The organism is Helcococcus massiliensis, from assembly GCF_900258485.1.
Taxonomy (GTDB): Bacteria; Bacillota; Clostridia; order Tissierellales; family Peptoniphilaceae; genus Helcococcus; species Helcococcus massiliensis.
Genome location: NZ_OGVE01000004.1, coordinates 54,021 through 78,729 on the forward strand (window position 1 = coordinate 54,021; position 24,709 = coordinate 78,729).

A 24,709-nucleotide genomic window follows, 5' to 3' on the forward strand; every position below is an offset into this window, starting at 1 on the left:
ACATTACTCCTCTGAATTTCTCTCTAACTCTTCCTCTTCTATTTCTTCTTGTTCTTCATGAATTTGAACCTTATCTTTTAAGATATCTTTTATAGATGTTTCAAAAATATCAAATCTCTTAAAACCATTATTATCTGAAAACTCTTCTATAATTTTCTCAAGACTTTTATATTCAGGATTAAATAATTTTTCTCTACCAAATTTAAACGCATCATCCCAAAGATATTTGATTACTTTTTCTGCAAATAAACAGTTAAAGTTTTCCTTAGACATGTTTTCTTTATCTTCTAGTAGTATTTCTTCCGTAATAAAGTAAGCTCCTAATCTCTTATCTTCTGATGACATAGTCGCAGAGTTGCTTGATATTATCTGGTTATTTATTGTTTCAGCAAATATTTTCCATGTTACACCAGTATCAAGTATTTCCATATTTGCATGTTCAGAAGATTCTATATCATTCTTTATCATCCTCATAATCCAACGTCTTTGAAATGCTGTATCCAACGTAAATACATTTTGATCTGCGGTATTCATAGTTGCTAAAATCCAAAGATTTGAAGGAATTGATATTAATTGATTTGGGTTATCATAAACTATTCTAGATATATTCTCGTTTGTTATTCCATATGTGCTATTACCGTTTTTATCTCTATCCAGTAATTGAAATACCTCTCCAAATATTGCAGGGGCATTACCTCTGTTAATCTCCTCGATAACCAGATAGTATTTATTTGATGGATCTTCATATGCTTTCTTTAAAATTTTTGTGAATGGACCAGATGTAAATTCATAAGTTATCATTCCATCTTCTTTAATTGTAGGAAGAATTTGCCCAATTAAATCAGTGTTCATATAATCTGGATGAAATACAACTCTTTCAATTTTAGATTCATCTTCACAATAATCTATTTTAATTGTATGGCTTTTACCTGAACCTGGTACACCATATAGCAGTATATTTTTTCCACCTTCTTCCCTCTGAACATCTCCATTAACTTTATATTTCTTTAATTCAGTATCAACTCCAAGGTCAAATAAACTTTTTGTTGATCCAAGAAATTCCAAATAATTATCTGTCAGAAAAATATTAGGATTTTTCTCAAAAATAAATACTTTTTTTGAAACTTCATCTATCATAGATTCTACAATACTAATTGAATTTTTATCTATATTAAGAGTAGGTAATTGTTTTAAAGCCTGTATTAACCTATTATCAAACTTATTTCTAAATTGATCAAAAATATTATTATATTCTGAATCTTCTCTAAATAATTTTATTAAAAGTAAAGTATCTAAGAAATCTTCAAATTTTTTTGTTGTTGCAACTAAATACTTATATTCTGCTATATTTATTGAATAAGCACCTGTTGATCTACCGATTTCAAGCAACACTTTATACAGTAACATTACAGGATATAGCCTATAATCTTTTCTAACTTTATCTTTCTGCTCATCAACATCAGAACTAATATACATCTTCTCTATTTGTCTTTGAATAATGTCAATATAAATATCAATATTCTCAAAATTACCATTAGTTCTCTTTTTTATTTCATAGAAAGTATCCGTTATAATTGAATCTTCATAAGATTTTGATGTCATAAGGATTAATCCAAAATATGCAGCTACTCTTAATGCTCTATAGTTATTAGAAATTATAATGCCTGGTTTTTCTTCAGCTAATTCCCCAATTTTTTTACTAATAAAGTCTTGAAGATTTAAGCCGCCAGAATCATTTTTGTATTCTTCTAAAAAAGACACCAAATAACATAAATTTCCAAAATCGGTTGGTTGTTTAACTAAATACCAACACTCATAATCAGATGCTTTGCTTAATTCATCAAATTTATTTTGTAGTATTGGATTCATTTTTTCCCTCCTCTATTATTTTGTCTACTAATCTAGATAAAAAATAAGAAATTTTTGGTGGCACAGCATTTCCTATTTGTTTACCTATTGAAGTTTTATTACCGTAAAAAATAAAATCATCTGGAAAGCTTTGTATTCTAGCTGCCTCTCTAGGTGATAAGGTTCTATTCTCCACCGGATGTATAAATCTACCTCCTGCAGGAGTATCAAACCTTGTTGTTATCGTTTGAGCTGGACTATCCCAAGACAATCTTCCATAAGCACCACTATGAACTGATTTTATCTCTTCATTTAAAGATTTAAAGTTCTCTCCAGACTTTATCTTACTCATTCTTTCAATTGCAACCTTTGAATGATTAGTTTTATTATGGTTTGTTACTATGTTTTTTCCATTTGATAGAAATTTTTCATATTCGCTTTGCTCTTCATTTAGTTTACTAATCCCATCTTCAGTAGTATTACCTAAATTCCCAATAGCATCCTTTACAGTAACAGAATCAAAATAATTTGGAATCTCTTTCTTAATATCTTCTATTGTATCCAACCATAATTCTTCAAAATTAAAATTATTATATATACTTCCTACTATAATTACACGTTCTCTTTTTTGAGGAATTCCAAAATCAACTGCTTTTACTAATTTATAGTTAATATGGTACGGTTCCCCATCTAATAGATTAGGATCACTAAATGAACTTACTATCTCCTTAAAAATTTCTCCATTGTGCATAGTAAGTAATCCCTTAACATTCTCCATAATAAAAACTTGAGGCTTTACTTTCTTCACAACATTAAAATAATGCTTAAATAAATAATTTCTAGGATCATCAATAAATCCATTCCTTATTCGTGCTCCAGCCATTGAAAATCCTTGGCAAGGTGGTCCTCCAATTATTACATCAGCGTCATTTTTTTTAAAAACTTCAGAAGTATCTATATTTTTAATATCATCAACTATGACATTTACTCCTTCATGATTTTTTTTATAAGTTTCCGCTATGCTCCTATCAAACTCTACTGCGGTTGTGATTTCATATCCATTTTTAATAAATCCTAATGATAGTCCACCACATCCAGCAAATAAATCAATAGCTTTCACTTAGCACCACCTCCTATTCTATATCTGAGAGCAAAGTTTTTTATATAAATACTCTCCTCTTCGGTTAAATTAAATGATTTATTAATAATGTCATCTATTTCATGTATTATATCTATACATTCCTTATGCTTATATTCATACTCAGTTTGTTTTGTTCCCACATATAATTTTGTTTCTTCGAGTTTTTGCTCTAATTCAATAGCCAAACCCTTAAAATCTGAATATTTTATTTTATTCGGAATCTTAAAATTCTCTAATTCTTTCATTGTTATATGCCAACAATCAGAAACTGCAATCCAATGCCACCAAAACAATGATGAATTTAATAAACACATTATAAAATATTTTGCCTCTTTATTTACCTTATATTCTTTATACTCAGATCCTTCATGAAAATTCATAAAAGCTTTAATCCAAAATGCAGCTCTCATATTTAGGAATATTGAGGCATCTCCAGATTTCATTTTTGATAATAAAGATTTTTCATTATTAATTATTTTTTCATATATTTTTGAATCTAGTTCTGTGCCTAGTTTAGGAATAAATTTTGTTTCAGCAAAATTATTTTTATATGACATTGTATTGTCAAACAATGCCTCTCTTTCATCTTTATACCAATATTGATAATTTCCTGTGTATAAAGCTGGATATTTACTATCTTTTTTTGCAAATATTACACATAATTTTTGATGTACTGAAACAAATAAACTATCTGGCCTATCTGAATAACTAAGTATATATTGTTCATTCATGTTTTCATTAATAACCGTTCTGATTTCTTTCATTCTTGGAGTAGATATATATGATAGAGGTATAACAAATCCTATTACTCCTAAATTATTTACTTTCAATGAAGAATTTTCTAAAGTATTAGCATAAATATTTCCATATCTTTTATTGAGGGACAATCCACTCTTCGTGTCTTCTACATAAGGAGGATTGCCAACAATTAAATCATACTTATCATTTTCATTTGGGCTAGTAATAAAATCATAGCAATAAAAATTAGCTAATAAAATTGAGCTTATGCCTCTAATTTTTTCTGCACCATATCTATTTAGTACAAATAAAAATAATCGTAATTGTGCTATTAAAGTAGATTCAGGATTAACATCGTTACCATATATTGTTGACAAAATATTTTTGATGTTACCATTTGTTATATTTTTTCTATGAAGTTCTAATACATCAAATTTAAGTTCAGCAGCAACAAGCAAAAACTCACCAGCTCCACAAGTTGGATCAAATAATGTTTTTTCAAAACAGAACTTTCTATATGGTACTCCATTTAAATCTAGTACATGAAGATTATTATTATTTAATATTCCAAAATGTAGCTTGATTGTATTTATTGCAATAAATCTTATCAAATCATGTGGCGTATAATATACTCCTTTAATCTTTCTTATTTTCTCTTTTTCATTAATTGAAGATAACATTTTTTGAGCAGTCTCATATCCAATAGACTCTGTTTTAGAAAATTTGACCTTAGAAATATCACATAAAACATTTAGTTCTTTGTTTATCTTTTTAATCTCTTTATCACTATAGTTATTATTAATATATTGATAAATGATATTCAACGTTTCTTGGATTATTATATTTTCACTAATATTTTTCATCATTTGATTGCACTATTCCCGCTCTTTACCCATTCGTCAAGTTCTGAACATTTAAATTTCCACTGACGTCCTATTTTATGAGCTGGAATATCCTTCCCTTTTCTTATCCAAGATCTGATAGTTACTGGCTTGACGCTTAAATACTCTGCAGCTTCATCAATACTAATCCACTTATCTATAAATTGATTTTTATTAATATCGCTCATTTATAACCTCGTTTCTATAATCTGTAATAATTATAGCTTGAACACATTTTTTTATCAATTGATTTAATGTTATTAGTTGTTATTTAGCTACATTTACCTGTCATTAACGTTTTTAAATTGTTCTATCAATCCATATACTCTCAATAGCCTTGAATAAGGATGAAATCTCCCAATCCTTCATCAAAGTGCTTTGTTTTGTTTCTATTTAAAAATGAATACTCTGCATACCTCAATATATCAGCATACTTTAATGTGTATAAATTTATTATTTTTATCTTAATATCAGAAAAAAGCACAAAATTTCTTTTTATGCTCTCTGCATACATATCTAAAGTCTATAAAACTCTATTTTATCCTGTTTTTAATTCCACCCATACCGTTGACACGACCTACCAAAAATCTAAAGTGTTGCTACGACCCTTTCATAATATTTATAGTGTTGCTACAAGTAAGTATTTGAAAGATATTTTTGAATCCTAATTTCAGATTTAACTATTACTTTAAGCTTCTAATAATAAACAGGAATCGATCTATTTTTTTATCATCAATGGAGAGCCGTACTCATCGGTACCATTATCAATAAATCCAAGAGACTCCCAGAATCTGCGAGAATCTTCTTTCGCATAATTGAGAGCATAGTACAAAGCACCATCATTCTTTGTATATTCCAAAAGCGTTTGGAAGCATTTGTGTCCTGTCCCGTTTCCTCTATACTCCGGGAATACCCAAAAATCAAGAATGAAACATTTCCCGTCTTCGCTCTTGTAAGTGCAGTATTGAGAAGCACCAATCTTAACTCCGTCACGCACAAAATATACCATATGTAAAGTGTCCGGAGTGCGTAACATATGACTTTGTAATACATCTCGATACTCAGCACTCTGGAAGTATTTCTTTTCTTCTTCCGTCGTTATCATTCCGTCATTCACCAAATACTGAAACTGAATGTCCCAATACTCGTTGATTTTTGAAACAGGTATCTCCTGAATGAATATCATTTCATCATCCCCCTCAAATTCTAATTTATATTACCTTTTTTACTCCATCAATACCGTTGACACAACCTATCAAATATCCAAAGTGTTGCTACGACCCTTTCATAATATTCATAGTGTTGCTACAAGTTGGTATTTAAAAGATATTTTTGAACACTAATTTCAATAAATTCATCTTCTCATTAGCAGCCTAATAAATCAATAACCTATTGATTTCAAGCCTTTCAGAGTTTTTTTACTCCCTTTCCCTTGTCATCAATACTAGAGCCTCAACATGAACTGTTCTTGGAAACTGGTCAAAGGTTTCTAATTTCTCCAGCCTATATCCATTTGCTTCAAATAGTTTTATATCTTCTACCTGGCTTACAGGGTTACAGGATATATAGACGATTTTGTCGGCCTGCATTTTACTTATTTTTCCTATAGCCTCTGCGTGTATCCCTGCTCTTGGTGGGTCTACTACCACTATGTCTGGTTTTTTTGTTAGGCTATCTATTTCTTTTAATACATCATTAACTTTGAAAACTAGATTATCCAATTCATTGATCTTTGCATTTTCTATAGCCTTTTCTACAGCCTCTTCTACTATTTCTACCCCAACTACTTCTTTGGCTTTTTTGGCAAAGATTTGCGATATGGTTCCTGTACCGCAATAGAGGTCATATACTATTTTATTTTCAATATCTCCTGCAAATTCAAGGGCTCTTTGGTAAAGATTTTCTGCTCCCTTTGGATTTGGTTGGAAAAATGAGAATGGGCTTATTCTAAAGATTAATCCATTGATTTTTTCAGTCAAATAGTCCTTGCCCCATACCTTTTCTACTCTTTCTGCAACAACAGCATCAGCTACTGAATTTGAAACAGTATGGAAGAATGATGATATTTCACCATCTAAATCTAACTGTCTAGCCCTGTCTATAAATTCTTCAAGCAAGTTTTGGTTAATGACTTCTGATTCTTTTGTTACAAGATTTAGCATATAGGCATTTTCATAAAATGAATATCTAATGATGAAAAACTTGAGTTCTCCCTCATGTCTGGTCTTGTGGTGGTGGTTAATATTTTTTTCTCTGAAAAATTCTTGGGTAAATTTTCTTATCTTATCAAAGTCTGGATTTGCTATTGAGCCTCCACCGTAGTCAACTTTCTCATAAAATCTTCCAAGCTTGGCCATGCCTAGGATAAGGGGACCATCTTTTTCAGAATCACCAAAGGTGTATTCCATCTTATTCCTATATCCAGAAATCAAAGGTGAAGGATTTAATTTAATGTCTTCCTTCCAATCTAAGTCCTTATAGAGCTTAGTTAGCATGTTTTTCTTTATTTCCAGTTCTTTTTCATAAGGAATGTTTTCAAACTTGTTACCTGATAATTCATTCAACTTGTCATGGTTTCCTAGTGTTTCCAAGTCTGACTTTTCTTCAATATTTAATAGCTTGCCTGAAAAGTAACCAGCCTTCTTTTTACCAGTTTTTATCAAAACTTTTTGGCCAAGGACGCCGCCCTTGAACCTGTATTCTTTTCCTTCATCATCTTGACCAATTGAAAAGTTTGGCAAGACCATATCAATTATTTTTACAACTTTTATCGCCATATATTTTCCTTAATTTAACCCATAGAGTTCATGGAAAAATACTTCTCCATTATCTATGCCATAATCTGTAAATTTTATCCTATTATTTTCTTTCTTTAGTATACCTGCACCTATATTTTTTTCTAAAATATCCTTGTATTTTTCTTCAAAATCTATTGAAAACTTTTTGTTCATCTGGTCAATGTCAAAGCCCTTCATCATTCTTAGATTTAACATTAAATATTCTTTTTCCCTATCTTCTATGGAAAGCTCTTCCTTTTCTAAAAGAGGCTTTTGATCCTTGTCCAAGAGCTCATAGTAGCTATCAAAATCTCTAACATTTTCAAACCTTGTTCTAGAAATATTTCCTGCAGCTCCCATGCCTAGGCCTATAAAGTCATTGAGGGTCCAATATTTGGCATTGTGGATTCCCCTTAGTCCTTTTTTAGCAAATGATGAGATTTCATAGTGGTCAAAGCCATTTTTAACCAGGGTATCTACCACTTCATGGTACATTTTTCTTTCCTCTTCAGGATCAAAAAGCTCTATTTTCCCTTGCCTGTACCAAAGGTCAAAATATGTCTGCTCTTTTAAAATTAAAGAATAGTAGGAAATGTGGTCTATATCTAATTTACAAGCTATGGCCAGGTCTTCCCTTAAAATTTCTATATCTTGTTTTGGGTTGGCCAGCATAAGGTCTATTGATATATTTTTACAACCAAGTTCCCTCATAAGAGCTAGTTTCTTGAATACTGAAGTCCTGTTGTGGAGCCTTCCCATTATATTTAAAACATCATTATTAAAAGATTGGACTCCCATAGAAAACCTATTTATTCCTATTTGCAGATAGGTCTTTATCTTATCTACTTCAACTGATTCCGGATTCATTTCTATGGTAAATTCTAAATTATCTTCCAATACAAATACATTTTTTATAGCATCAACTATTTGGACCATGTATTTTTCATCCAAATATGATGGTGTCCCCCCACCTATATAGATTGTATCTAGGTGGATATTTTCACCCTTATATAGGTTGATTTCCTTTATCAAGTATTGTACATATTTTTCTATTTGTTCATCATTGTTTACAAAGGTTAGGAAGTTACAGTAGTTACACTTCTTTTCACAAAAAGGTATGTGTATATATAAACCTATTGGCTTGTTTTCTGTGTTTATCATAGGCTTTCTACATATTTTTTAACATCTGGACCAACAAAGACTTCCTTATCATTTGTGATCAATATAGGTCTTTTCACTAACATGCCATCTGTAGCTAATAGGTCATATTTTTCTTCTTCAGTCATAGTTTCTAGTTTGTCTTTTAGATTGTTTTCCCTGTAGATTTTTCCTGATGTATTAAAAAATCTTTTTATATCCAGTCCTGATTTTTTGTGCCAGTCTTTTAATTCTTTAACTGTTGGATTTTCAGACTTTATAGACCTAAAGTCATATTTAAGCCCCTTGTCATCCAGCAAATCTTTTACCTTTTTACATGTGGAACATTTTTCATAACATATAAATAACATTTTTACCTCTTCTCTTTTCTTACTTGTGTAACTCAACTTTTAAATAGTTTATAGGAATGTCTCTTTTTCTCCATTTTCTTTCATATTCAGTAACTATATTGTCAGCTTTGAATTCTTCTGTTAAGTCAAAGGTGTATTCTAATAATTCAAAGCCATTTTCTTCAAAGTATTCTAAAGAATCTTCAAAAAATGGTCTGTCATCTGTCTTAAATTCTACTAGACCACCATTTTTCAAGATCTTAACATAGTTTACAAGCTGCCTTGGATGGGTGATCCTTCTCTTATGGTGTTTCTTTTTTGGCCAAGGATTTGAAAAGTTTATATATATTTTATCTACTTCATCCTCTTCAAAAAACTCTGCCAAGTTTTCAGCCTTGTCCTTTAATAGTCTTACATTTTGAATGTTTTCTTCCTCTTCTAGAAACATTCTTCCTGTATAGACAAAAATCTTTTCATCCATTTCTACTGCTATGTAGTTTATATCAGGATTTCTAAGAGCCAATTCTTTTATAAATCCACCACGGCCTGCTCCGATTTCTATGTGGATGGGATTGTCATTTCCAAATATTTCTTTCCATCTTCCCTTATTTTCTTTTGGGTCAAAATATACCAACTTATTTTCATGTAATTCTGGTAGCGCAAAAGGCTTATATCTCAATCTCATAGTCATCTCCTTGTCTAATTATTATAACAGATTTGGGAAGATTCATACATGCACAAAAAAAGAAGGATAGAAAAATTCTACCCTTCCATTTAACATATTTTATTTTTCTTTTTTCAATTCTGGTTCTTCAAAACCAAATACATAAGTCAATACTGCTGCAACTAGCACACATATTGTTAAACCTATTATAGCGTGCATGAAGTTTCCTTCTTTACCACCTGCGAAGGTTGGTAATGTTGTTAATCCACCAAATACAAATGATTGTGCTGTAACTCCATTAGCTCCTATATAGGCTCCACCTACTGCACCACCTATCAAGGCTGCGATAAATGGACGTTTTAATATCATAGCAACACCATAGATTGCTGGTTCAGTAATACCTGAGAAGGCAATTGTCAAGGCTGTTGTCAATGAATATTGTTTTCTCTTTAAATGTCTAGCTTTTAGCCATACACCTAAAGCTGCACCCATCATAGCGAAGTTTGTAGCAAAGGTGAATGGTACTATATAGTCATAGCCTTGTGTTGCTATATTTTGAATCATGATCGGATTAACTGCCCAATGTAAACCTACTGAAACTAAAGCATTCCAACCACCACCTACTAAAGCTCCTGCTAAAAGTGGACTTGATTCTATTAAGCTATTTATCAATTTAGCTATCCAGTTTGACACATTATATGTGATAGGTCCTATAACTATTAATGTAAGAGGTATCATAACAGCAAATGAAATCATAGGTACAAATACTAAATGACCACCTTCTGGTATAGACCTTCTTAAGAATTTTTCTAAATACGAAAATGCTGCAACCGCAATGATTACTGGGAATACTGTTGATGCGTAAGACATCAATACTACTGGTATACCTAAGAAGTCGGTCCTAGCACCATTACCTATTTCACCCATCATGGCAATTAAATCCGGATTAATAAGAGCCGCACCTATAACCATTGAAATAACTGGGTTAGCACCAAAATGTTTAGCTGTTGTATAGGCTAAAACTACTGGTAAAAAGTAAAATACTGTCATGGAAGCTATTGTTAAAATTTGATAGGTTCCTGAACTTTCACTTAAGATACCTAGTTGGCTAGCCAATATAACCAAGGCTCTTAAAATACCTGATCCTGCAAAGGCTGGTAATACAGGAGAAAATATAGCTGCGATTGTTGTAAAGAAGTTTCCTTTCTTTCTTCCTTCGCTTTTACTTTCATCTTCTTCAGAAACCTTTCCACCATGAGTTATTTTTCTTAATTCATCGTATACTGAAGATACGCTAGAACCAATGATTACTTGATATTGTCCACCCTTCCTAACTATAGATACAATACCATCTTGGTTTTCTAAAAGCTCTGTGTTTGCCTTTGATTCATCTTTTAAATTAAATCTTAATCTTGTAGCACAGTGGGAATAATCATTGATATTTTCTTTGCCCCCAATATTATGCAATATAATTTTTGCTAAATCTTTATTACTCATATCTTTCTCCTATGACTAACAATTTATTTTTACATCTTTAAGGTAAGCTTCTAAATCTTGACCCTCTGCTTCTATTTCTGCAAGCATGTCAACACGCCTTTGGTGTCTTCCACCTTCATATTCAGCATCCAACCATTCTTTAACTATCATTTTAGCTAATTCTGGTCCTATAACTCTAGCACCAAAGGCTAAAATATTTGAATCATTGTGTTGTCTAGATAATTTTGCAGAATATGGTTCGCTACAGCAAACTGCTCTTATACCTTTTACCTTGTTTGCTGCTATGGAAATACCTACACCTGTACCACAGATTAATATTCCCCTATCATACTCTTTGTTGGCAACTGCTTTAGCTACCTTTTGTCCATATATAGGATAGTCTGTTCTTTCGTCAGTAAAAGGACCTAAGTCTTCTATTTCATGTCCTAATGATTCTACATACTCAATTATTTCTTTCTTTAAGTCTAATGCAACATGATCGCATCCAATTGCTAATCTCATACTCCCCTCCTATAGGCTCTTTAATTCTTTTACTATTTCATCATATGATTTTTCTTTACCAAACAAGGATGAAGTTCCCAACACAAAACCTTCAACACCTTTGGCGCTTAATTTTTCTATTCTTTCTGGAGAAATTGCTCCGTCTACAAATACCTTATAATTGTATTTATCTTTTAATTTAACTATTTCATCTATTTTTTCATCTACATAGTCTAAATATTTTTGTCCAGCAAAACCAGGATTTACAGTCATCACCATAAAGTAGTCTACTAGTGATAAAAGTGGTTTTACACATTCTAGACTTGTACCAGGATTTATAGCTATACCTGCTTTTTTACCATGGTCTTTAATCTTAGCTAATGTACGTGCTGGATGTAGGTCAGCTTCTGGATGTATGTATATAATATCTGCACCTTTTTCTGCAAATAAATCTATATAATCACCAGGATTTTTAGTCATTAAGTGTACATCTACTAATTTATCTGTATTTCTTCTAACGGATTCTAAATCTTGTAATCCCATACCATAGTTTGGTACAAATTGACCATCCATTATATCAACATGGAAAATATCGATGCCTGCCTTATCTAATTGTTCTACTTCTTCTTTTAAGTTATCAAAGTTAGCACACATTAATGATGGGCAAAGTAAAATTTCTTTCATAAATCCTCCTTTTGTTTAGGGTAAACGTTTACTATTATTTTAAATATACTACTTTTATCGTATTTTGTCAACCACATATCTATATCCAAAGCTATAATTTCAAAATCTTCCTTCATTTGATATAATTGTTTCATATTAGCAATCCAGGAGGGGTTTGTGGAAAACTATTCTATAAAAGATGTAGCGAAATTAGCTGGTGTATCTATAGCAACAGTATCTCGTGTCCTAAATAAAAAAGGTAAATATTCAAAGAAAACTGAAGAAAAAGTATTAAAGGTTGTTAATGACATTGGTTATCAAGTTAATTATAATGCCAAAAGTCTTAGAACCAAGGTAAGCCATACTATTGGTATTTTGGTACCAGATATTAGTAATTACTTTTTTGCTAATCTTGTCCAAGAAATCGAAAAATCTTTTTTCGAAAATTCTTACTCTACTATTATTTGCAATACAGATAGAAGTTTAAAAAAGGAAAAAACTTACCTTCAAATATTAGAAAACAAAAACATAGATGCCTTAGTCGCCATATCTGGTAATATCGATAAGGGTTTTGCTTTTTCGGGTAAAAGCAAAGATATTCCTTACATTTGTATAGATAGGGAACCTGCAAATCTTGATGAGAGCACCTATATTTCTTCAGATCATTTTTCCGGTTCATATCAGGCTTCTTCACACCTTTTAGATAAAGGGTGTAAGCAAATAGCCTTTTTGGGACCTAAAAAATTATCATCTGCAAACAAAAGAAGATTTGATGGATTCTTGAAGGCTTTAGAAGATAGAAATATTGAGTTTTGTAAGAATAAAAATCATTTACAAATTTCTGATGATAAGGCTTTAGAAAATCAAGTAATAAATTTCTTAAAATCTAATCCTAAATTGGATGGTATTTTTGCCATAAATGATGGCTTGGCTATAAATTTAATTGAAATATTAAAAAATAATAATATACAAATACCAGAAGATATTTCTCTGGTTGGATTTGATGACATACCAACTTGCCAATATACTAGCCCAAAACTCACAAGTATAAAACAAGATATCAAGACTATTGCTGATGAAACCGTTAAAAATATTTTAGATGCATTGAATAATTCTGCTTATAAAAAGAAGACAATCCTTATACCAACTCAACTTATAGAAAGAGAATCTACAAAATAAAAAGGTTTTTCTAGATAGTTATCCTATCCAGAAAAACCTTTTTTATTTTATAAGTCAAATTTATCTTCAATCTTAGCTAAAATCTTATCTCTTGTAAATCCGAAGTGGTCAAATACTTCTTCAGCTGGACCTGATAAACCAAATGTTTCCATTTGTACAATCAAGCCATCTAAGCCTACATACTTGTACCAAGCTTGGTCTGATGATGCTTCGATAGCAACTCTTCTTGTACCTTCAGGTAAAACTTCAGCCTTGTATTCTTCACTTTGCGCATCAAATAGTTCCATTGAAGGCATTGATACTGCTCTAGCTGAAATACCTTTTTCGTATAAGCTTTCTGCTACTTCATATGCTAATTGTACTTCTGAACCTGTACCAATCAATACTATTTCTGGATTTTCTCCAAAGTCTTTAAGGATATATCCACCTTTAAATAGGTTCTCTCCAGTATTTTCATAGTTAGGTAAGGCTTGTCTTGATAAGATCAAGTTTATTGGTCTTGAGTGTTCAGTTATAGCAAAGGCCCATGCTGCTGCTGTTTCTTTAGCATCTGCAGGTCTAAGTGTAACTGTATTTGGAATAGCTCTTAACATTGGTAGTTGGTCTACAGCTTGGTGGGTAGGTCCATCTTCACCTAAACCGATTGAATCATGTGTGAAGATATACACAACTGGTTGGTGCATCAAGGCAGACAATCTTATAGCTGGTTTCATATAATCAGCAAATGATAAGAATGTTGCTGTATATGGTCTTAAACCACCATGTAAGCTAATACCATTAGCCATTGCAGCCATAGCATGTTCTCTTATACCAAAGTTGATATTTTTACCTCTTGGATTTTCTTTAGAGAAGTCTTCTTCACCTTCTAATCTTGAATTGTTTGATCCAGCTAAGTCAGCAGAACCACCAAATAAGTTTCCAACATGTTCATTTAACCTATTTAAGGCTATACCTGATGATGCTCTTGTAGCTAAAGCCTTGTCGAACTTGTAGTAGTCTTCTGTATTTAAGAATGAGAAGTCATAGTCATTTTTGAAGGCTTTTTTGAATTCTACATATAGGTCAGGATTTTCCTTGCTATATTCTTCAACTAATTTATTCCATTCTTCTTCATTTTTAGCTAATTCTTCTTGTTTGTTTTTCAAGTACTCTCTCACTTCATCAGCTACAAAGAATTCATCTTCGTATTGGTAGCCTAAAGTCTTTTTCATTTCTTGAATGTCTTCTTTTGATAAAGGATTCCCATGTACAGCTGATGTATCAGCCTTGTTTGAACCAAAACCGATTACAGTGTGAATCTCAATTAAAGTAGGTCTTTCCTTATCTTTTTTAGCCTCTGCTATTGCAGCTTCGATAGCTTGTACATCTGTACCATCTGCAACATCTAATACTTGCCATCCTAAGGCTTCATATCTTTTTGCAACATTTTCTCTAAAGGCAAGGTCTGTTCTACCATCAATTGTAATTTGGTTTGAGTCATATAAAACTATTAATTTATCTAAGCCTAGGGTACCAGCCAATGATGACGCTTCATTTGAAACACCTTCCATTAGGCAACCATCACCTGCTATTGCATAGGTATAGTGGTCAATAATCTTGTGTTTTTCTGTATTGAATCTTGCTGCTAAGTGCTTTTCAGCCATAGCAAAACCAACAGCCATAGCTACACCTTGTCCTAGTGGTCCTGTTGTCAATTCAACCCCATCTGTAAATCCGTATTCTGGGTGACCAGGAGTTCTAGAATTTAATTGTCTAAAGTTCTTGATATCATCCATGGTTACATCAAAGCCATACAAGTGTAATAGTGAGTATTGTAGGGCTGATGCGTGGCCAGCTGATAGGATAAATCTGTCTCTATTTACCCATTTTGAGTTTTTTGGATTGTATTTCATCACATCATTAAATAGGGCGTATCCCATTGGTGCCATACCAATTGGTGCACCTTGGTGACCTGAATTAGCTTTTAACACCATTTCGGCTGATAAAGATCTAATTGTATTGATAATTAAATTTTCCATAAATATCCTTTCCTTATTGTGTTTTATATTTTGTACTTCCCTTTAATTATATATCTTAGTGGATTAAAACACAAAACATTATCTATGACTGTAGTATCTCTTTCCATCCTTAATTTTCTCTAAATAGAAGCCTTCAACATCTTCTCTTACCCTTATTTCTTTATCTTGGCTTTCAATATATTTAGACTTGAAGTATTGTTCATCATAATAGTCAAGAGACATCTCTTCTCTAGTATTTAAAGAGTTCTCAATATCTTCTACATCAATATGGTCCCTATAGTTTTCAGCTAGGTAGCCTGTAAATATTTCAGAAACTGCTCCTGAACCATATGAGAATAGGCCTATTTCTTGGCCAGCTTCTAAAGCTCCATAAATCAACTGAGAAATAAAAGCCAGGTATAGAGAACCTGTATATAGGTTTCCTACTTGTCTAGTAAGTCTAGTAGAATCTTCATATTTTCCAAGCCATTGGTCTATTTGTTTCCCATATTTTTCACCCAGGTCTTCCCTACTTGCAACTAAGGCTTTTTTGCCCATTTTAGTGAATGGTAGGTGGAATAAAAAGGCTTGTAAAGAATCTTCACTATCCTCGTATTTTTCCATAAATCCTTCCAGGTTTTCTTTAAACATATTTATATAGGTATCTGTTGATAATTTTCCATCTACTAGAGGGTATTCCCTATAGGATGGTCTCCAAAAATCATAACAATCATGGGTAAGAGCTAGGCTTTTTCCTGATAATTCTAACACTTCAGCCTTGTTAGAAACTAAAATAGCGATAGCACCAGCACCTTGGGTAACCTCTCCACCACTGTTTGCACCATAACTTGCTATATCAGAAGATAAGATAAGTACTTTTTCTTCTGGATTCAATTTTACGTGGTTGTAGGCATTTAATAAGGCTGCTGTTGCAGAATAGCAAGCTTGCTTTACTTCATATGACTTAGCAAACTTATTTATTGATAAAAGTCTGTGGACTTGACTAGCTGCCGACTTAGAAAAATCTATGGAAGATTCTGTAGCAAAGACAACTTGACTTATGTTCTTTTTATCTTCTTCTGTCAATATTTTATTTGCTGCATTAGCTGCCATAGTCACTATATCTTCACTTTCTTCTATTACTGACATTTTCTCCTGACCTATTCCTATAGTCCATTTGTTTGGATCTACTCCTCTTTTTTCAGCCAGATCTACTAGGTCTACGTAATATTTAGGTAGGTAGAGACCAATTTTTTCTATTCCTACTTTATTTGTTTTACTCATTTTAATCCTCTTCTCTCATCTTAGCTAATATTCCCTTGGCCAGACTTAGGTTTACCTTGTCAGCCTTAAGTAAGCTCCTCATAAATTCATCCATTTCCTCTTCTTTAACTCCTATTTGCTTAGCTAAAGTTTTGGCATGCAGGCTCATATGTCCTTTTTGGATACCATCTGTTACAAGGGCCCTTAGGGCAGAAAAGTTTTGAACAAGTCCTACAGAAGCTATTATTTTAGCTAATTCTTTGGCGTCTGGATTGCTTAAAACCTGTAAGGACCATTTAGCTATCGGATTTATAGATATGGTTCCTCCAAGGGTGGCAACTGCCATAGGGATTTCTATTCTTCCTAATAATAGGTCATTTTCTTCGTCAAAAGTCCAACTTGTTAGAGATCTATATTGACCATCCCTTACAGTATAGGCATGGACTCCCGCTTCAACAGCTCTGAAGTCATTTCCTGTTGCAAGGACCACTGCATCTACGCCATTCATTACCCCCTTATTGTGGGTAACAGCCCTATAAGGGTCAATATTTGCATATTTAGTTGCCGCTTCTATTCTTCTAGCTACCTGTCTAGCTTTTTCAATATCCTTGTCTAAGTTTTGTACCGGAGTTTTTGTTTCAGCTACAACTACTGATTCTATAGCATGGTTGGACAAAATTCTCAATAAAGCAGAAGAATTTGTCAAGTCTTCAGCTAAAGGAGCCAAGGCTTCTAAAATTGTATTTATGGTATTAGCTCCCATGGAATCACAGGTATCTACTGAAATGTAGATACAAACAAAGCCTTGGTCAAATTTCTTGAATGTGATTTCTTTTGGACCACCACCTCTTTTTATCATACTTTGAGAATGTTCCTCTGCTAGATCCATTAAACTATTCTTATTTTCTTCTAATATTTTTATAGCTGCATCCGGATCTTCAACATTTTCTAAGACGACTTGACCGATTAAATATTTTCTATCCATACTAGTTTCTATATTACCTAAGGTTTTTGCTCCGTTGCTTGCAGCCGCCACTACTGAAGGTTCTTCTATGGCCATTGGTATAATATATTCTTTTCCATTAATAGAAAAATTCATAGCAAGTCCTAAAGGTATCTCCATGTTTAAAACATAGTTTTCAATCATGGTATCACCTATTTCTTCATCTAGGGAAATTTTTTCATTTAACATGTTTAATTCTTTTAAGATTTGTCTTCTTTCTTCAAGAGTTTTTTTATAAAACTTATTAAATTTCTCTTTCATTTTTTCTCCTATCCCTTATAGGCTGGGTTTTCTAAAAGGATTGCTATACCTTGACCCCCACCTATACATGCAGATGCTATAGCATATCTTTTATTTGGATTATTCTTAAATTCATAAATAATAGATGTAATTTGCCTTGCACCTGACATTGCTAAAGGGTGTCCAAGAGCAATAGCTCCACCATTTATATTAAATGAATTTTTATAATATTCACTATCCATGCTTATATCTAATTCTTCAAGACATCCTAGAACTTGACCTGCAAAGGCTTCATTTATTTCTAAGATATCTATATCTTTTTTAAGGTCTAAATTATTGTCCCTACATATCTTATTTATAGCTTCAACTGGTCCCATCCCCATCATATCTGGTCTTAGACCGATAATAGAATAGTCGACAAATTTCGCCATTATGTCTAAGTTGTTTTCTTTAGCATAATCTTCTGTTGTCATAATAGTAAAAGCTGCTCCATCATTAAAGGAAGAAGAATTCCCACCAGTTACTGAGCCTTCTTTTCTAAAGGCAGGTCTTAACTTAGCAAGTTTTTCTATACTTGTATCCAGTCTTACTTGTTCATCTTCATCAAAGATAAAACCATTTTCTACTTTTATACCTACTATCTCTTGGCCTAATCTACCACTTTCTTTAGCTTTTTGAGCCTTTATATGGCTGTCATAAGCAAATTTATCTTGGTCTTCTCTAGATATTTTATATTTTTCTACTATATTTTCAGCTATCAATCCCATATTTTCTATAACATGGTCTGTACCAGATACACTTCTTAAACATTCAAAATTTGTATCTATCAGTGCTTTATTAGCAAGACCTAGACCTTGAAACCTAGCTTCTAAAGGTAGTTGGTAAGGTGACCTAGACATCATTTCTATACCACCTGCTGCTACTACTTCTTTCTTTGAAAATTGTAGCTCATGGAAGGCTGATATAGCAGCTTGGATACCAGACCCACAGACCCTATTTACAGTCATTCCAGTTAATTCATCCTTTAAGCCCATATTTATTCCAATAACTTGGGCTAAATTTATAGCTGTATTGCTAGAAATAACATTTCCAACTACGACTTCATCTATATCATCTTTCTTTATCCTTGATCTAGAAATAGCATCTTCAAGGACTTTTTCTCCTAATTTTTCAATTGCAATATTTTTTAATTTTCCTAAGTACTTTCCAACAGCTGATCTAGCTGCTCCTACGAATACTATATTTTTCATTTTTTCTCCGTTATTTGTTTTAATTCAATTAATATTTATTGTAACTCAATAAGTAATTTTATTATTACATATAGTCATCTTATTTACAAGAAGCAAGATTCATTATTATATTTTTGTTAATTGGGTATTTATTATATAATCTTTTTTATAGGTAATACATTATTTAAACACTTTTATATAATATATATAATATGAAGAAATATTTTTATTTTAATAGGAGATTTTGATGACAGATAGAAGAAAAAATAATAAAAACAATAAAAACAATCGAAGTCCTAGACCTATATGGCAATGGTATTTGATTGGTGCTGCTATTATTTTAGCTATACAGATGTTTGTTTTACCTACTGTAAAAAATAGCAGTATAAAAGAAGTTAGCTATAGTGAATTTGTGCAAAAATTATCTAGTGGCGAAATAAAAGAATTAAAAGAAGAATCTTACCAATACTTATTTAAAACTGGTGACAAGGAAAACGAACAAGTATATAGAGTTGGTAAATGGAGAGATCCAGATATAACAAGTAGACTTTTGAATGCCCAAACTAAGTTTGGAACAGAAATTGTTGAACCAACCAATCCAGTTATCCTATTTCTAGTCCAATTAGTTGTACCGCTTGCAATAATGTTTTTAGGTATTAGATTTATAACCAAAAATATGATGGGCGGGTCAAATGCTATGAGCTTTGGTAAATCCAATGCCAAGATATATATTCAACCGACCAATGCAGCCAAGTTTAAGGATGTGGCTGGTCAAGATGAAGCTAAAGAATCTTTAGAAGAGATTGTAGACTTTTTACACAATCCAAAAAAATATGCAAAAATCGGTGCTGTGACTCCTAAGGGTGTGCTTTTAGTGGGACCTCCAGGGACTGGTAAAACTCTTTTAGCCAAGGCTGTTGCAGGTGAAGCCAATGTACCTTTCTTCTCATTATCTGGTTCAGAATTTGTTGAGATGTTTGTAGGTCTTGGAGCTTCTAAAGTTAGAGACTTGTTCAAGCAAGCTAATGAAAAAGCACCTTGTATAGTATTTATAGACGAAATTGATGCTATAGGTAAGAGAAGGGATACTTCAGGCTATAGTGGAAATGATGAAAGAGAACAAACCTTAAACCAATTGCTTAATGAAATGGACGGTTTTGATGCTACTTCAGGCGTTATAATCCTGGCAGCAACCAACAGACCTGAAATCCTAGACCCAGCTTTAACAAGACCTGGTAGGTTTGATAGACAAGTAAGGGTTGAACTTCCAGATATTAAAGGAAGAGAAGAAATATTAGAAGTCCATGCTAAAAAAGTAAAAATGGACAAGGATGTAAACTTAAAGAATATTGCAAGGATGACAGCTGGTGCATCAGGTGCCGACCTAGCAAATATCATAAATGAAGGTGCCTTAAAGGCCGTTAGAGAAGGTAGAAATAGCGTTACAGAAGAAGACTTATCAGAGTCAGTTGAAGTTGTAATAGCTGGTCAAAAGAAGAAAAATGCTGTAATTACTCAAAAAGAAAAAGAAATTATAGCCTACCACGAAGTTGGTCACGCTATAGCGGCTGTTGCCCAAGAAGATACAGCTCCTGTAACAAAAATTACAATCATTCCTCGTACCTCAGGAGCCTTAGGTTACACTATGCAAGTTGAGGAAGAAGAGAAATTCCTCATGTCTAAAGATGACCTCTTTAGAGAAATGGTTACCCTAGCTGGTGGTAGGTCTGCTGAAGAAATAATCTTCAACATCAAAACTACCGGTGCTTCAAATGATATAGAAAGAACTACCAATATAGCCAGAGCTATGGTAGCAACTTATGGTATGGATGAAGACTTTAACTTTGTTTTACTTGAAAAACCTTCTTCCCAATACCTAAAGGGTTCAGGTACAAACTCTTATGCAGCCGCAGAAACAGAAAACATGGTTGATAAGAAGATTATGGAAATCATAAACCAAGCCCATGCTAAGGCTCATGAGCTATTAAATGCAAATATAGATAAGTTACACGAAATTTCTAAATACCTATTAGAACAAGAAACTATTACTGGTGAACAATTTATGGATATCTTCCATAATGAATATGTTTTAACTGAAAAACCAGATTATATTAAAAACTTGGAAGAAAAAATAAAAGACCAAGATGTCAACCAAGACTCTGAAGAAACTATTGATGAATTAGAAGATTCAGATAAGAAAGAAGATTAATATATAAAGAAAGAGTAAGAACTTTGTATTCTTACTCTTTTCTTTAAGCTAAATTTTCTATAAAAGATTCAACCATATCAGCTGACCTTTTTGAAGTTATTTCTACATTTTTCAAAAAGTCATTTTCACTATTATCCTTATCCACAATATCAGATAAGGACCTAATCACCACAAAAGGTATAGAAAACTTTTCACAAGCTTGACCTACAGCCCCCGCTTCCATTTCACAAGCTATGGCTTGTGGGAATTTCTCTCTTAAGACTTTAATTAGATTATTATCACCTACAAACTTATCGCCTGAAATGATATCTCCAAAGTAAATATTTGCCCCTATATGGTTTTTATCAAAGGCTTCCTTTACTTTATCTCCTAGACTTTTATCTGACTGACTATAAATTCCAAGCCCCTCAGGACCATCTAAATAACTAGTATCGAAATCATGCTGGATTACCCTATCCGAAATCACTATATCTAAAGTTTCTTGGCTAGATATCATTCCTCCTGCAGTACCAACATTTATAACAAAGTCTATGTCAAAATGATACAAAAGAATAGTTGTTATAATAGCTGCATTTACCTTACCTACCCCACTTTTACATAAGACAACTTCATTTTCTTTTATATTTCCTTTATAAAAAATGGAATCCAAATAATTAATTTCTTCTATATTATGCATTTTATTTTTAATTGCTTGGACTTCTACATCCATAGCCCCTATTATTCCTATCATCTTATCTCCTAATAAAAAACTAGCTAGTTGCCTAGCCAGTTTATATTTTTATAATGATTGTGCAGCTGTAACAATAGATGTCATATAAACATCTTCAACATTACATCCTCTTGATAAGTCATTTACAGGTTTGTTTAATCCTTGTAAGATAGGACCAACAGCTGTAAAACCACCAAGTCTTTGAGCTATCTTGTAACCGATATTACCTGATTCTAGATTTGGGAATATAAAGGTATTTGCCCTGCCAGCAACAACTGAATCTGGAACTTTTAATTTTGCAACTTCTGGTGCAAAGGCAGCGTCAAATTGCATTTCCCCATCTATATCAAAGTTATATCCTTTTTCTTTAGCTAATTGTCTAGCTATTTTTGTAGCTTCTGCTACCTTCTTTGTATCTTCTGTAACAGCTGAGCCCTTTGAAGAATATGAAAGTAAGGCAAGTTTTGGATCGATACCAAATGTTTGAGCTGTAACAGCTGAAGATAAGGCAACTTCTGCTAATTGTTGTGCATCTAAGAATGTATTGATAGCAACATCAGCAAATAAGTATTTTTCGTCATTTCTTAGTAATATCATAGCTCCTGATGTTCTAGAAACACCTGGCTTTGTTTTAATAATTTGTAAAACAGGTCTAACTGTATCACCAGTTGTATGAACAGCTCCTGAAACCATACCATCTGCATCCCCTACTTGAACCATCATTGTTGCGAAGTAGTTTGGATTTTTAAGCATTGATTGACCTTCTTCTTTTGTATTTTTCCCTTTTCTTCTATCTACAAAAGCATCTACATACCTATCAAATTCTGGATCATCTTCAGGATTTCTGATAGTTACTCCTTCAATATCAAAACCATGCTCTTTAGCAGCATTTTTCACTTCTTCAGGATTACCTAGTAAGATAGGAATAATTACTCCTTCTTTATGTAATCTTTCAGTAGCTTCTAAGATTCTTGGATCTGTACCTTCTGGTAAAACAATTGTTTTATCCTTACCTCTTAATTTTTCCTTTAATTCATCAATTACTTTTAATGACATTTCTCCCCCTATTTATTATTTAAAGCTTTGTCCAACGCAATTTGTTCATCTCTAGACATTTCAATGTCTGACCTACCATTTTGAATATGTTTAGTATAGTTATATGATGACTCTCTTGCATTTATGCTCGTCAACATTATACCATTATTAAACCTATCTAGTAAAACCATAGTGAAAGATAGTTTTCCTGTTTGATTTTCAAAAGCATCATACTTGTGTAAAACAACTTTTTGAACAGCGAATGCTAGTTGTTCATTCATGTTTTTTAGTCTTTTATCTGTATCTTTACCAATTTCATTTTCAAAGTCTTCCTGAGCCTTGTTTAAGCTATCAAAACTTTTATCTAGTCTTTCTTTTATTTCGTCCAGTTCATTTTTATATCTTGCATCAAGACTTGATATACGGCTGGAAATATCATTTGATACTTCATTTATAGAAGTATTAAAGTCTTTTGTAAATCCATTTGTAGACTTGTCTAGATTATCTTCAAGTCTTCTTGAAAGATGCTCTAATTCTTCAACCTTTTCAAAAGCCACATCCACATCTTCAGATAATTCACCTAAAAGTTCTTCAAAACTTAATTCTCCGCGTCCTCTTAGAAGCTTATTATATCTTGAAGTAATTCTTTTCATCTTATTTGAAAGTTGGTTTAAACTATAGATGGTAACGAATAGTAATACGGTTAATATTATAATTATTAATAATAGGATTACTTGCATATTTATACCTCTTCTTCATATTGAGATAGGAAATCTTCTAATTGATCATCACTTGAAAACTCAATATTGACAGTCCATTTATTTTTACCTTTGTTAACTTTAACTTTAGTTCCAAGACTCTCAGTTAACCTCTCTTCTATATCAACTACAAAGATATCTCTGCTTACATTCTTCTTTTTACGAGAAGCTTTCTTTTCAATCTCATTTACAGTGATTTCTTTTCTAGCTAGCTTATCTAAATAATCTTTCCTTAATAAGATGTCATCGATAGATAATAAGGCTCTAGCTTGTGAAGAAGTGATATTCCCATTTTCTAATTCTTTAATGGTAAAATCATCAAGCTTTAATAACCTAACTATGTTGGCTATATAAGTTCTAGACTTACCTAAAAGCTCAGAAAGCTCAGCCTGAGTCATCTTGTAATCTTTCATTATATTGTTATAAGCTTGGGCTTCTTCATAAGGATTCAAATCTTCTCTTTGGATGTTTTCCACCATAGAAACCATGTCTTTATCTTTTTTAGATAAGTCTTTAATAATAGCTGGCACTTCTTTTAAACCAACTGACTTAGCAGCCCTAAATCTTCTTTCACCAGCTACTATTTCATAATGGTCTTCTCTTTTAATTAAAACTAAGGGTTGTAAGACTCCATATAACTTAATGGATTCACCTAAAGAATCTATACTTTCTTGGTTAAAAGTCTTTCTAGCATTATCTTCATTGACCTTTATTTGATCAATTTTAATAGATAAGACATCATCAACAATCTTGTCTTTTGAGTTTGTTTTTTTATTAGTTTTAGTCTTGTTTTCTTCTTTCTTGTTTATTTTTTTATCGGTAGATTCTGAATAATTATTCTCTTTTTTAGCATCTCCTCTTTCTGGTATCAAAGCTCCCAGACCTCTACCTAAAGCTCTTTTCTTTGCCAT

Annotated in this window: 22 protein-coding genes; 2 read left to right on the top strand and 20 right to left on the bottom strand. The window is 32.2% G+C overall.

Annotated elements, in window-relative coordinates; genetic code table 11:
• Positions 1–3: 3 nt before the first annotated feature.
• The 12 genes from C4Q29_RS05035 to rpe all read right to left on the bottom strand — a co-directional run bounded on the left by C4Q29_RS05035 (position 4) and on the right by rpe (position 12,197).
• Positions 4–1,869: an McrB family protein gene (locus C4Q29_RS05035; RefSeq protein ID WP_200813128.1), complete on the bottom strand. Its 1,866-nt coding sequence runs from the start codon at positions 1,867–1,869 to the stop codon at positions 4–6.
• Positions 1,847–2,968, bottom strand: a complete 1,122-nt coding sequence (locus C4Q29_RS05040; RefSeq protein ID WP_103981725.1) for a DNA cytosine methyltransferase — start codon at positions 2,966–2,968, stop codon at positions 1,847–1,849. Before C4Q29_RS05040 ends, C4Q29_RS05035 begins: the two co-directional genes overlap by 23 nt.
• The gene (locus C4Q29_RS05045; protein WP_159459222.1) at positions 2,965–4,590 is read right to left on the bottom strand and encodes an Eco57I restriction-modification methylase domain-containing protein; all 1,626 of its coding nucleotides are present in this window, start codon (positions 4,588–4,590) and stop codon (positions 2,965–2,967) included. Before C4Q29_RS05045 ends, C4Q29_RS05040 begins: the two co-directional genes overlap by 4 nt.
• Positions 4,590–4,796 carry a helix-turn-helix domain-containing protein gene (locus C4Q29_RS05050; RefSeq protein WP_103981727.1) on the bottom strand — a complete coding sequence of 69 codons (207 nt, stop codon included), beginning with the start codon at positions 4,794–4,796 and terminating at the stop codon, positions 4,590–4,592. Before C4Q29_RS05050 ends, C4Q29_RS05045 begins: the two co-directional genes overlap by 1 nt.
• Positions 4,797–5,326: 530 nt before the next feature.
• Positions 5,327–5,794, bottom strand: coding sequence for a GNAT family N-acetyltransferase (locus C4Q29_RS05060; protein ID WP_103981729.1), 468 nt, complete (start codon positions 5,792–5,794; stop codon positions 5,327–5,329).
• 232 nt (positions 5,795–6,026) lie between these two features.
• The gene (rlmD, locus tag C4Q29_RS05065) at positions 6,027–7,385 is read right to left on the bottom strand and encodes a 23S rRNA (uracil(1939)-C(5))-methyltransferase RlmD (RefSeq protein ID WP_103981730.1); all 1,359 of its coding nucleotides are present in this window, start codon (positions 7,383–7,385) and stop codon (positions 6,027–6,029) included.
• Between the two features lie 9 nt (positions 7,386–7,394).
• Positions 7,395–8,546, bottom strand: a complete 1,152-nt coding sequence (hemW, locus tag C4Q29_RS05070) for a radical SAM family heme chaperone HemW (protein ID WP_103981731.1) — start codon at positions 8,544–8,546, stop codon at positions 7,395–7,397.
• The gene (locus tag C4Q29_RS05075; RefSeq protein WP_103981732.1) at positions 8,543–8,893 is read right to left on the bottom strand and encodes a Spx/MgsR family RNA polymerase-binding regulatory protein; all 351 of its coding nucleotides are present in this window, start codon (positions 8,891–8,893) and stop codon (positions 8,543–8,545) included. The genes hemW and C4Q29_RS05075 overlap by 4 nt, the downstream gene beginning before the upstream one ends.
• Before the next feature lie 19 nt (positions 8,894–8,912).
• Positions 8,913–9,557: a tRNA (guanosine(46)-N7)-methyltransferase TrmB gene (gene trmB / locus C4Q29_RS05080; RefSeq protein ID WP_103981733.1), complete on the bottom strand. Its 645-nt coding sequence runs from the start codon at positions 9,555–9,557 to the stop codon at positions 8,913–8,915.
• 99 nt (positions 9,558–9,656) lie between these two features.
• Complete coding sequence (locus tag C4Q29_RS05085; RefSeq protein WP_103981734.1) at positions 9,657–11,033, bottom strand: PTS transporter subunit EIIC; 1,377 nt, start codon at positions 11,031–11,033, stop codon at positions 9,657–9,659.
• A gap of 15 nt (positions 11,034–11,048) precedes the next feature.
• Positions 11,049–11,534, bottom strand: a complete 486-nt coding sequence (gene rpiB, locus C4Q29_RS06390) for a ribose 5-phosphate isomerase B (RefSeq protein ID WP_200813129.1) — start codon at positions 11,532–11,534, stop codon at positions 11,049–11,051.
• A 9-nt stretch (positions 11,535–11,543) separates the two neighbouring features.
• Positions 11,544–12,197 (bottom strand): ribulose-phosphate 3-epimerase, encoded by a 654-nt coding sequence (gene rpe, locus C4Q29_RS06395; RefSeq protein WP_200813130.1) that lies wholly within the window; start codon positions 12,195–12,197, stop codon positions 11,544–11,546.
• A 156-nt stretch (positions 12,198–12,353) separates the two neighbouring features.
• Here rpe and C4Q29_RS05095 point away from each other — a divergent pair, with 156 nt between their 5' ends.
• A complete protein-coding gene (locus C4Q29_RS05095; protein ID WP_103981735.1) occupies positions 12,354–13,355 on the top strand; it encodes a LacI family DNA-binding transcriptional regulator in 1,002 nt (333 codons plus the stop codon).
• A 47-nt stretch (positions 13,356–13,402) separates the two neighbouring features.
• On the opposite strand, the gene tkt is transcribed toward C4Q29_RS05095, so the two are convergent.
• From tkt to C4Q29_RS05115, 4 genes are all read right to left on the bottom strand, one after another.
• A complete protein-coding gene (tkt, locus tag C4Q29_RS05100; protein ID WP_103981736.1) occupies positions 13,403–15,373 on the bottom strand; it encodes a transketolase in 1,971 nt (656 codons plus the stop codon).
• A 78-nt stretch (positions 15,374–15,451) separates the two neighbouring features.
• Positions 15,452–16,636 (bottom strand): hydroxymethylglutaryl-CoA synthase, encoded by a 1,185-nt coding sequence (locus C4Q29_RS05105; protein WP_103981737.1) that lies wholly within the window; start codon positions 16,634–16,636, stop codon positions 15,452–15,454.
• A 1-nt stretch (position 16,637) separates the two neighbouring features.
• Positions 16,638–17,879, bottom strand: coding sequence for a hydroxymethylglutaryl-CoA reductase, degradative (locus C4Q29_RS05110; protein ID WP_103981738.1), 1,242 nt, complete (start codon positions 17,877–17,879; stop codon positions 16,638–16,640).
• Positions 17,880–17,887: 8 nt separating this feature from the next.
• The gene (locus C4Q29_RS05115; protein ID WP_103981739.1) at positions 17,888–19,108 is read right to left on the bottom strand and encodes a thiolase family protein; all 1,221 of its coding nucleotides are present in this window, start codon (positions 19,106–19,108) and stop codon (positions 17,888–17,890) included.
• A gap of 226 nt (positions 19,109–19,334) precedes the next feature.
• On the opposite strand from C4Q29_RS05115, the gene ftsH reads away from it, so the two are divergent.
• A complete protein-coding gene (ftsH, locus tag C4Q29_RS05120) occupies positions 19,335–21,296 on the top strand; it encodes an ATP-dependent zinc metalloprotease FtsH (RefSeq protein ID WP_103981740.1) in 1,962 nt (653 codons plus the stop codon).
• Positions 21,297–21,339: 43 nt separating this feature from the next.
• Here ftsH and C4Q29_RS05125 read toward each other — a convergent pair whose 3' ends face one another.
• From C4Q29_RS05125 to C4Q29_RS05140, 4 genes are read right to left on the bottom strand one after another with little or no spacing between them, the layout of a single operon-like run.
• Positions 21,340–22,026 (bottom strand): 5'-methylthioadenosine/adenosylhomocysteine nucleosidase, encoded by a 687-nt coding sequence (locus C4Q29_RS05125; protein WP_103981741.1) that lies wholly within the window; start codon positions 22,024–22,026, stop codon positions 21,340–21,342.
• Between the two features lie 48 nt (positions 22,027–22,074).
• Positions 22,075–23,061, bottom strand: coding sequence for a phosphate acetyltransferase (gene pta, locus C4Q29_RS05130; RefSeq protein WP_103981742.1), 987 nt, complete (start codon positions 23,059–23,061; stop codon positions 22,075–22,077).
• 8 nt (positions 23,062–23,069) lie between these two features.
• Positions 23,070–23,780 (bottom strand): DUF4446 family protein, encoded by a 711-nt coding sequence (locus C4Q29_RS05135; protein WP_103981743.1) that lies wholly within the window; start codon positions 23,778–23,780, stop codon positions 23,070–23,072.
• 2 nt (positions 23,781–23,782) lie between these two features.
• Entirely contained in the window at positions 23,783–24,709 is a 927-nt protein-coding gene (locus C4Q29_RS05140) for a ParB/RepB/Spo0J family partition protein (protein WP_103981744.1), read from the bottom strand.

Excerpts from the sequence above, each read along its gene's own strand:
- C4Q29_RS05115 (WP_103981739.1), bottom strand. The coding sequence starts at position 19,108 with ATGAAAAATATAGTATTCGTAGGAGCAGCTAGATCAGCTGTTGGAAAG.
- C4Q29_RS05060 (WP_103981729.1), bottom strand. The coding sequence starts at position 5,794 with ATGATATTCATTCAGGAGATACCTGTTTCAAAAATCAACGAGTATTGG.
- C4Q29_RS05045 (WP_159459222.1), bottom strand. The coding sequence starts at position 4,590 with ATGAAAAATATTAGTGAAAATATAATAATCCAAGAAACGTTGAATATC.
- C4Q29_RS05140 (WP_103981744.1), bottom strand. The coding sequence starts at position 24,709 with ATGGCAAAGAAAAGAGCTTTAGGTAGAGGTCTGGGAGCTTTGATACCA.
- C4Q29_RS05035 (WP_200813128.1), bottom strand. The coding sequence starts at position 1,869 with ATGAATCCAATACTACAAAATAAATTTGATGAATTAAGCAAAGCATCT.
- rpiB (WP_200813129.1), bottom strand. The coding sequence starts at position 11,534 with ATGAGATTAGCAATTGGATGCGATCATGTTGCATTAGACTTAAAGAAA.
- hemW (WP_103981731.1), bottom strand. The coding sequence starts at position 8,546 with ATGATAAACACAGAAAACAAGCCAATAGGTTTATATATACACATACCT.
- rpe (WP_200813130.1), bottom strand. The coding sequence starts at position 12,197 with ATGAAAGAAATTTTACTTTGCCCATCATTAATGTGTGCTAACTTTGAT.
- C4Q29_RS05135 (WP_103981743.1), bottom strand. The coding sequence starts at position 23,780 with ATGCAAGTAATCCTATTATTAATAATTATAATATTAACCGTATTACTA.
- pta (WP_103981742.1), bottom strand. The coding sequence starts at position 23,061 with ATGTCATTAAAAGTAATTGATGAATTAAAGGAAAAATTAAGAGGTAAG.
- C4Q29_RS05105 (WP_103981737.1), bottom strand. The coding sequence starts at position 16,636 with ATGAGTAAAACAAATAAAGTAGGAATAGAAAAAATTGGTCTCTACCTA.
- C4Q29_RS05110 (WP_103981738.1), bottom strand. The coding sequence starts at position 17,879 with ATGAAAGAGAAATTTAATAAGTTTTATAAAAAAACTCTTGAAGAAAGA.
- C4Q29_RS05085 (WP_103981734.1), bottom strand. The coding sequence starts at position 11,033 with ATGAGTAATAAAGATTTAGCAAAAATTATATTGCATAATATTGGGGGC.
- C4Q29_RS05075 (WP_103981732.1), bottom strand. The coding sequence starts at position 8,893 with ATGTTATTTATATGTTATGAAAAATGTTCCACATGTAAAAAGGTAAAA.
- C4Q29_RS05050 (WP_103981727.1), bottom strand. The coding sequence starts at position 4,796 with ATGAGCGATATTAATAAAAATCAATTTATAGATAAGTGGATTAGTATT.
- ftsH (WP_103981740.1), top strand. The coding sequence starts at position 19,335 with ATGACAGATAGAAGAAAAAATAATAAAAACAATAAAAACAATCGAAGT.
- rlmD (WP_103981730.1), bottom strand. The coding sequence starts at position 7,385 with ATGGCGATAAAAGTTGTAAAAATAATTGATATGGTCTTGCCAAACTTT.
- C4Q29_RS05125 (WP_103981741.1), bottom strand. The coding sequence starts at position 22,026 with ATGATAGGAATAATAGGGGCTATGGATGTAGAAGTCCAAGCAATTAAA.
- tkt (WP_103981736.1), bottom strand. The coding sequence starts at position 15,373 with ATGGAAAATTTAATTATCAATACAATTAGATCTTTATCAGCCGAAATG.
- trmB (WP_103981733.1), bottom strand. The coding sequence starts at position 9,557 with ATGAGATTGAGATATAAGCCTTTTGCGCTACCAGAATTACATGAAAAT.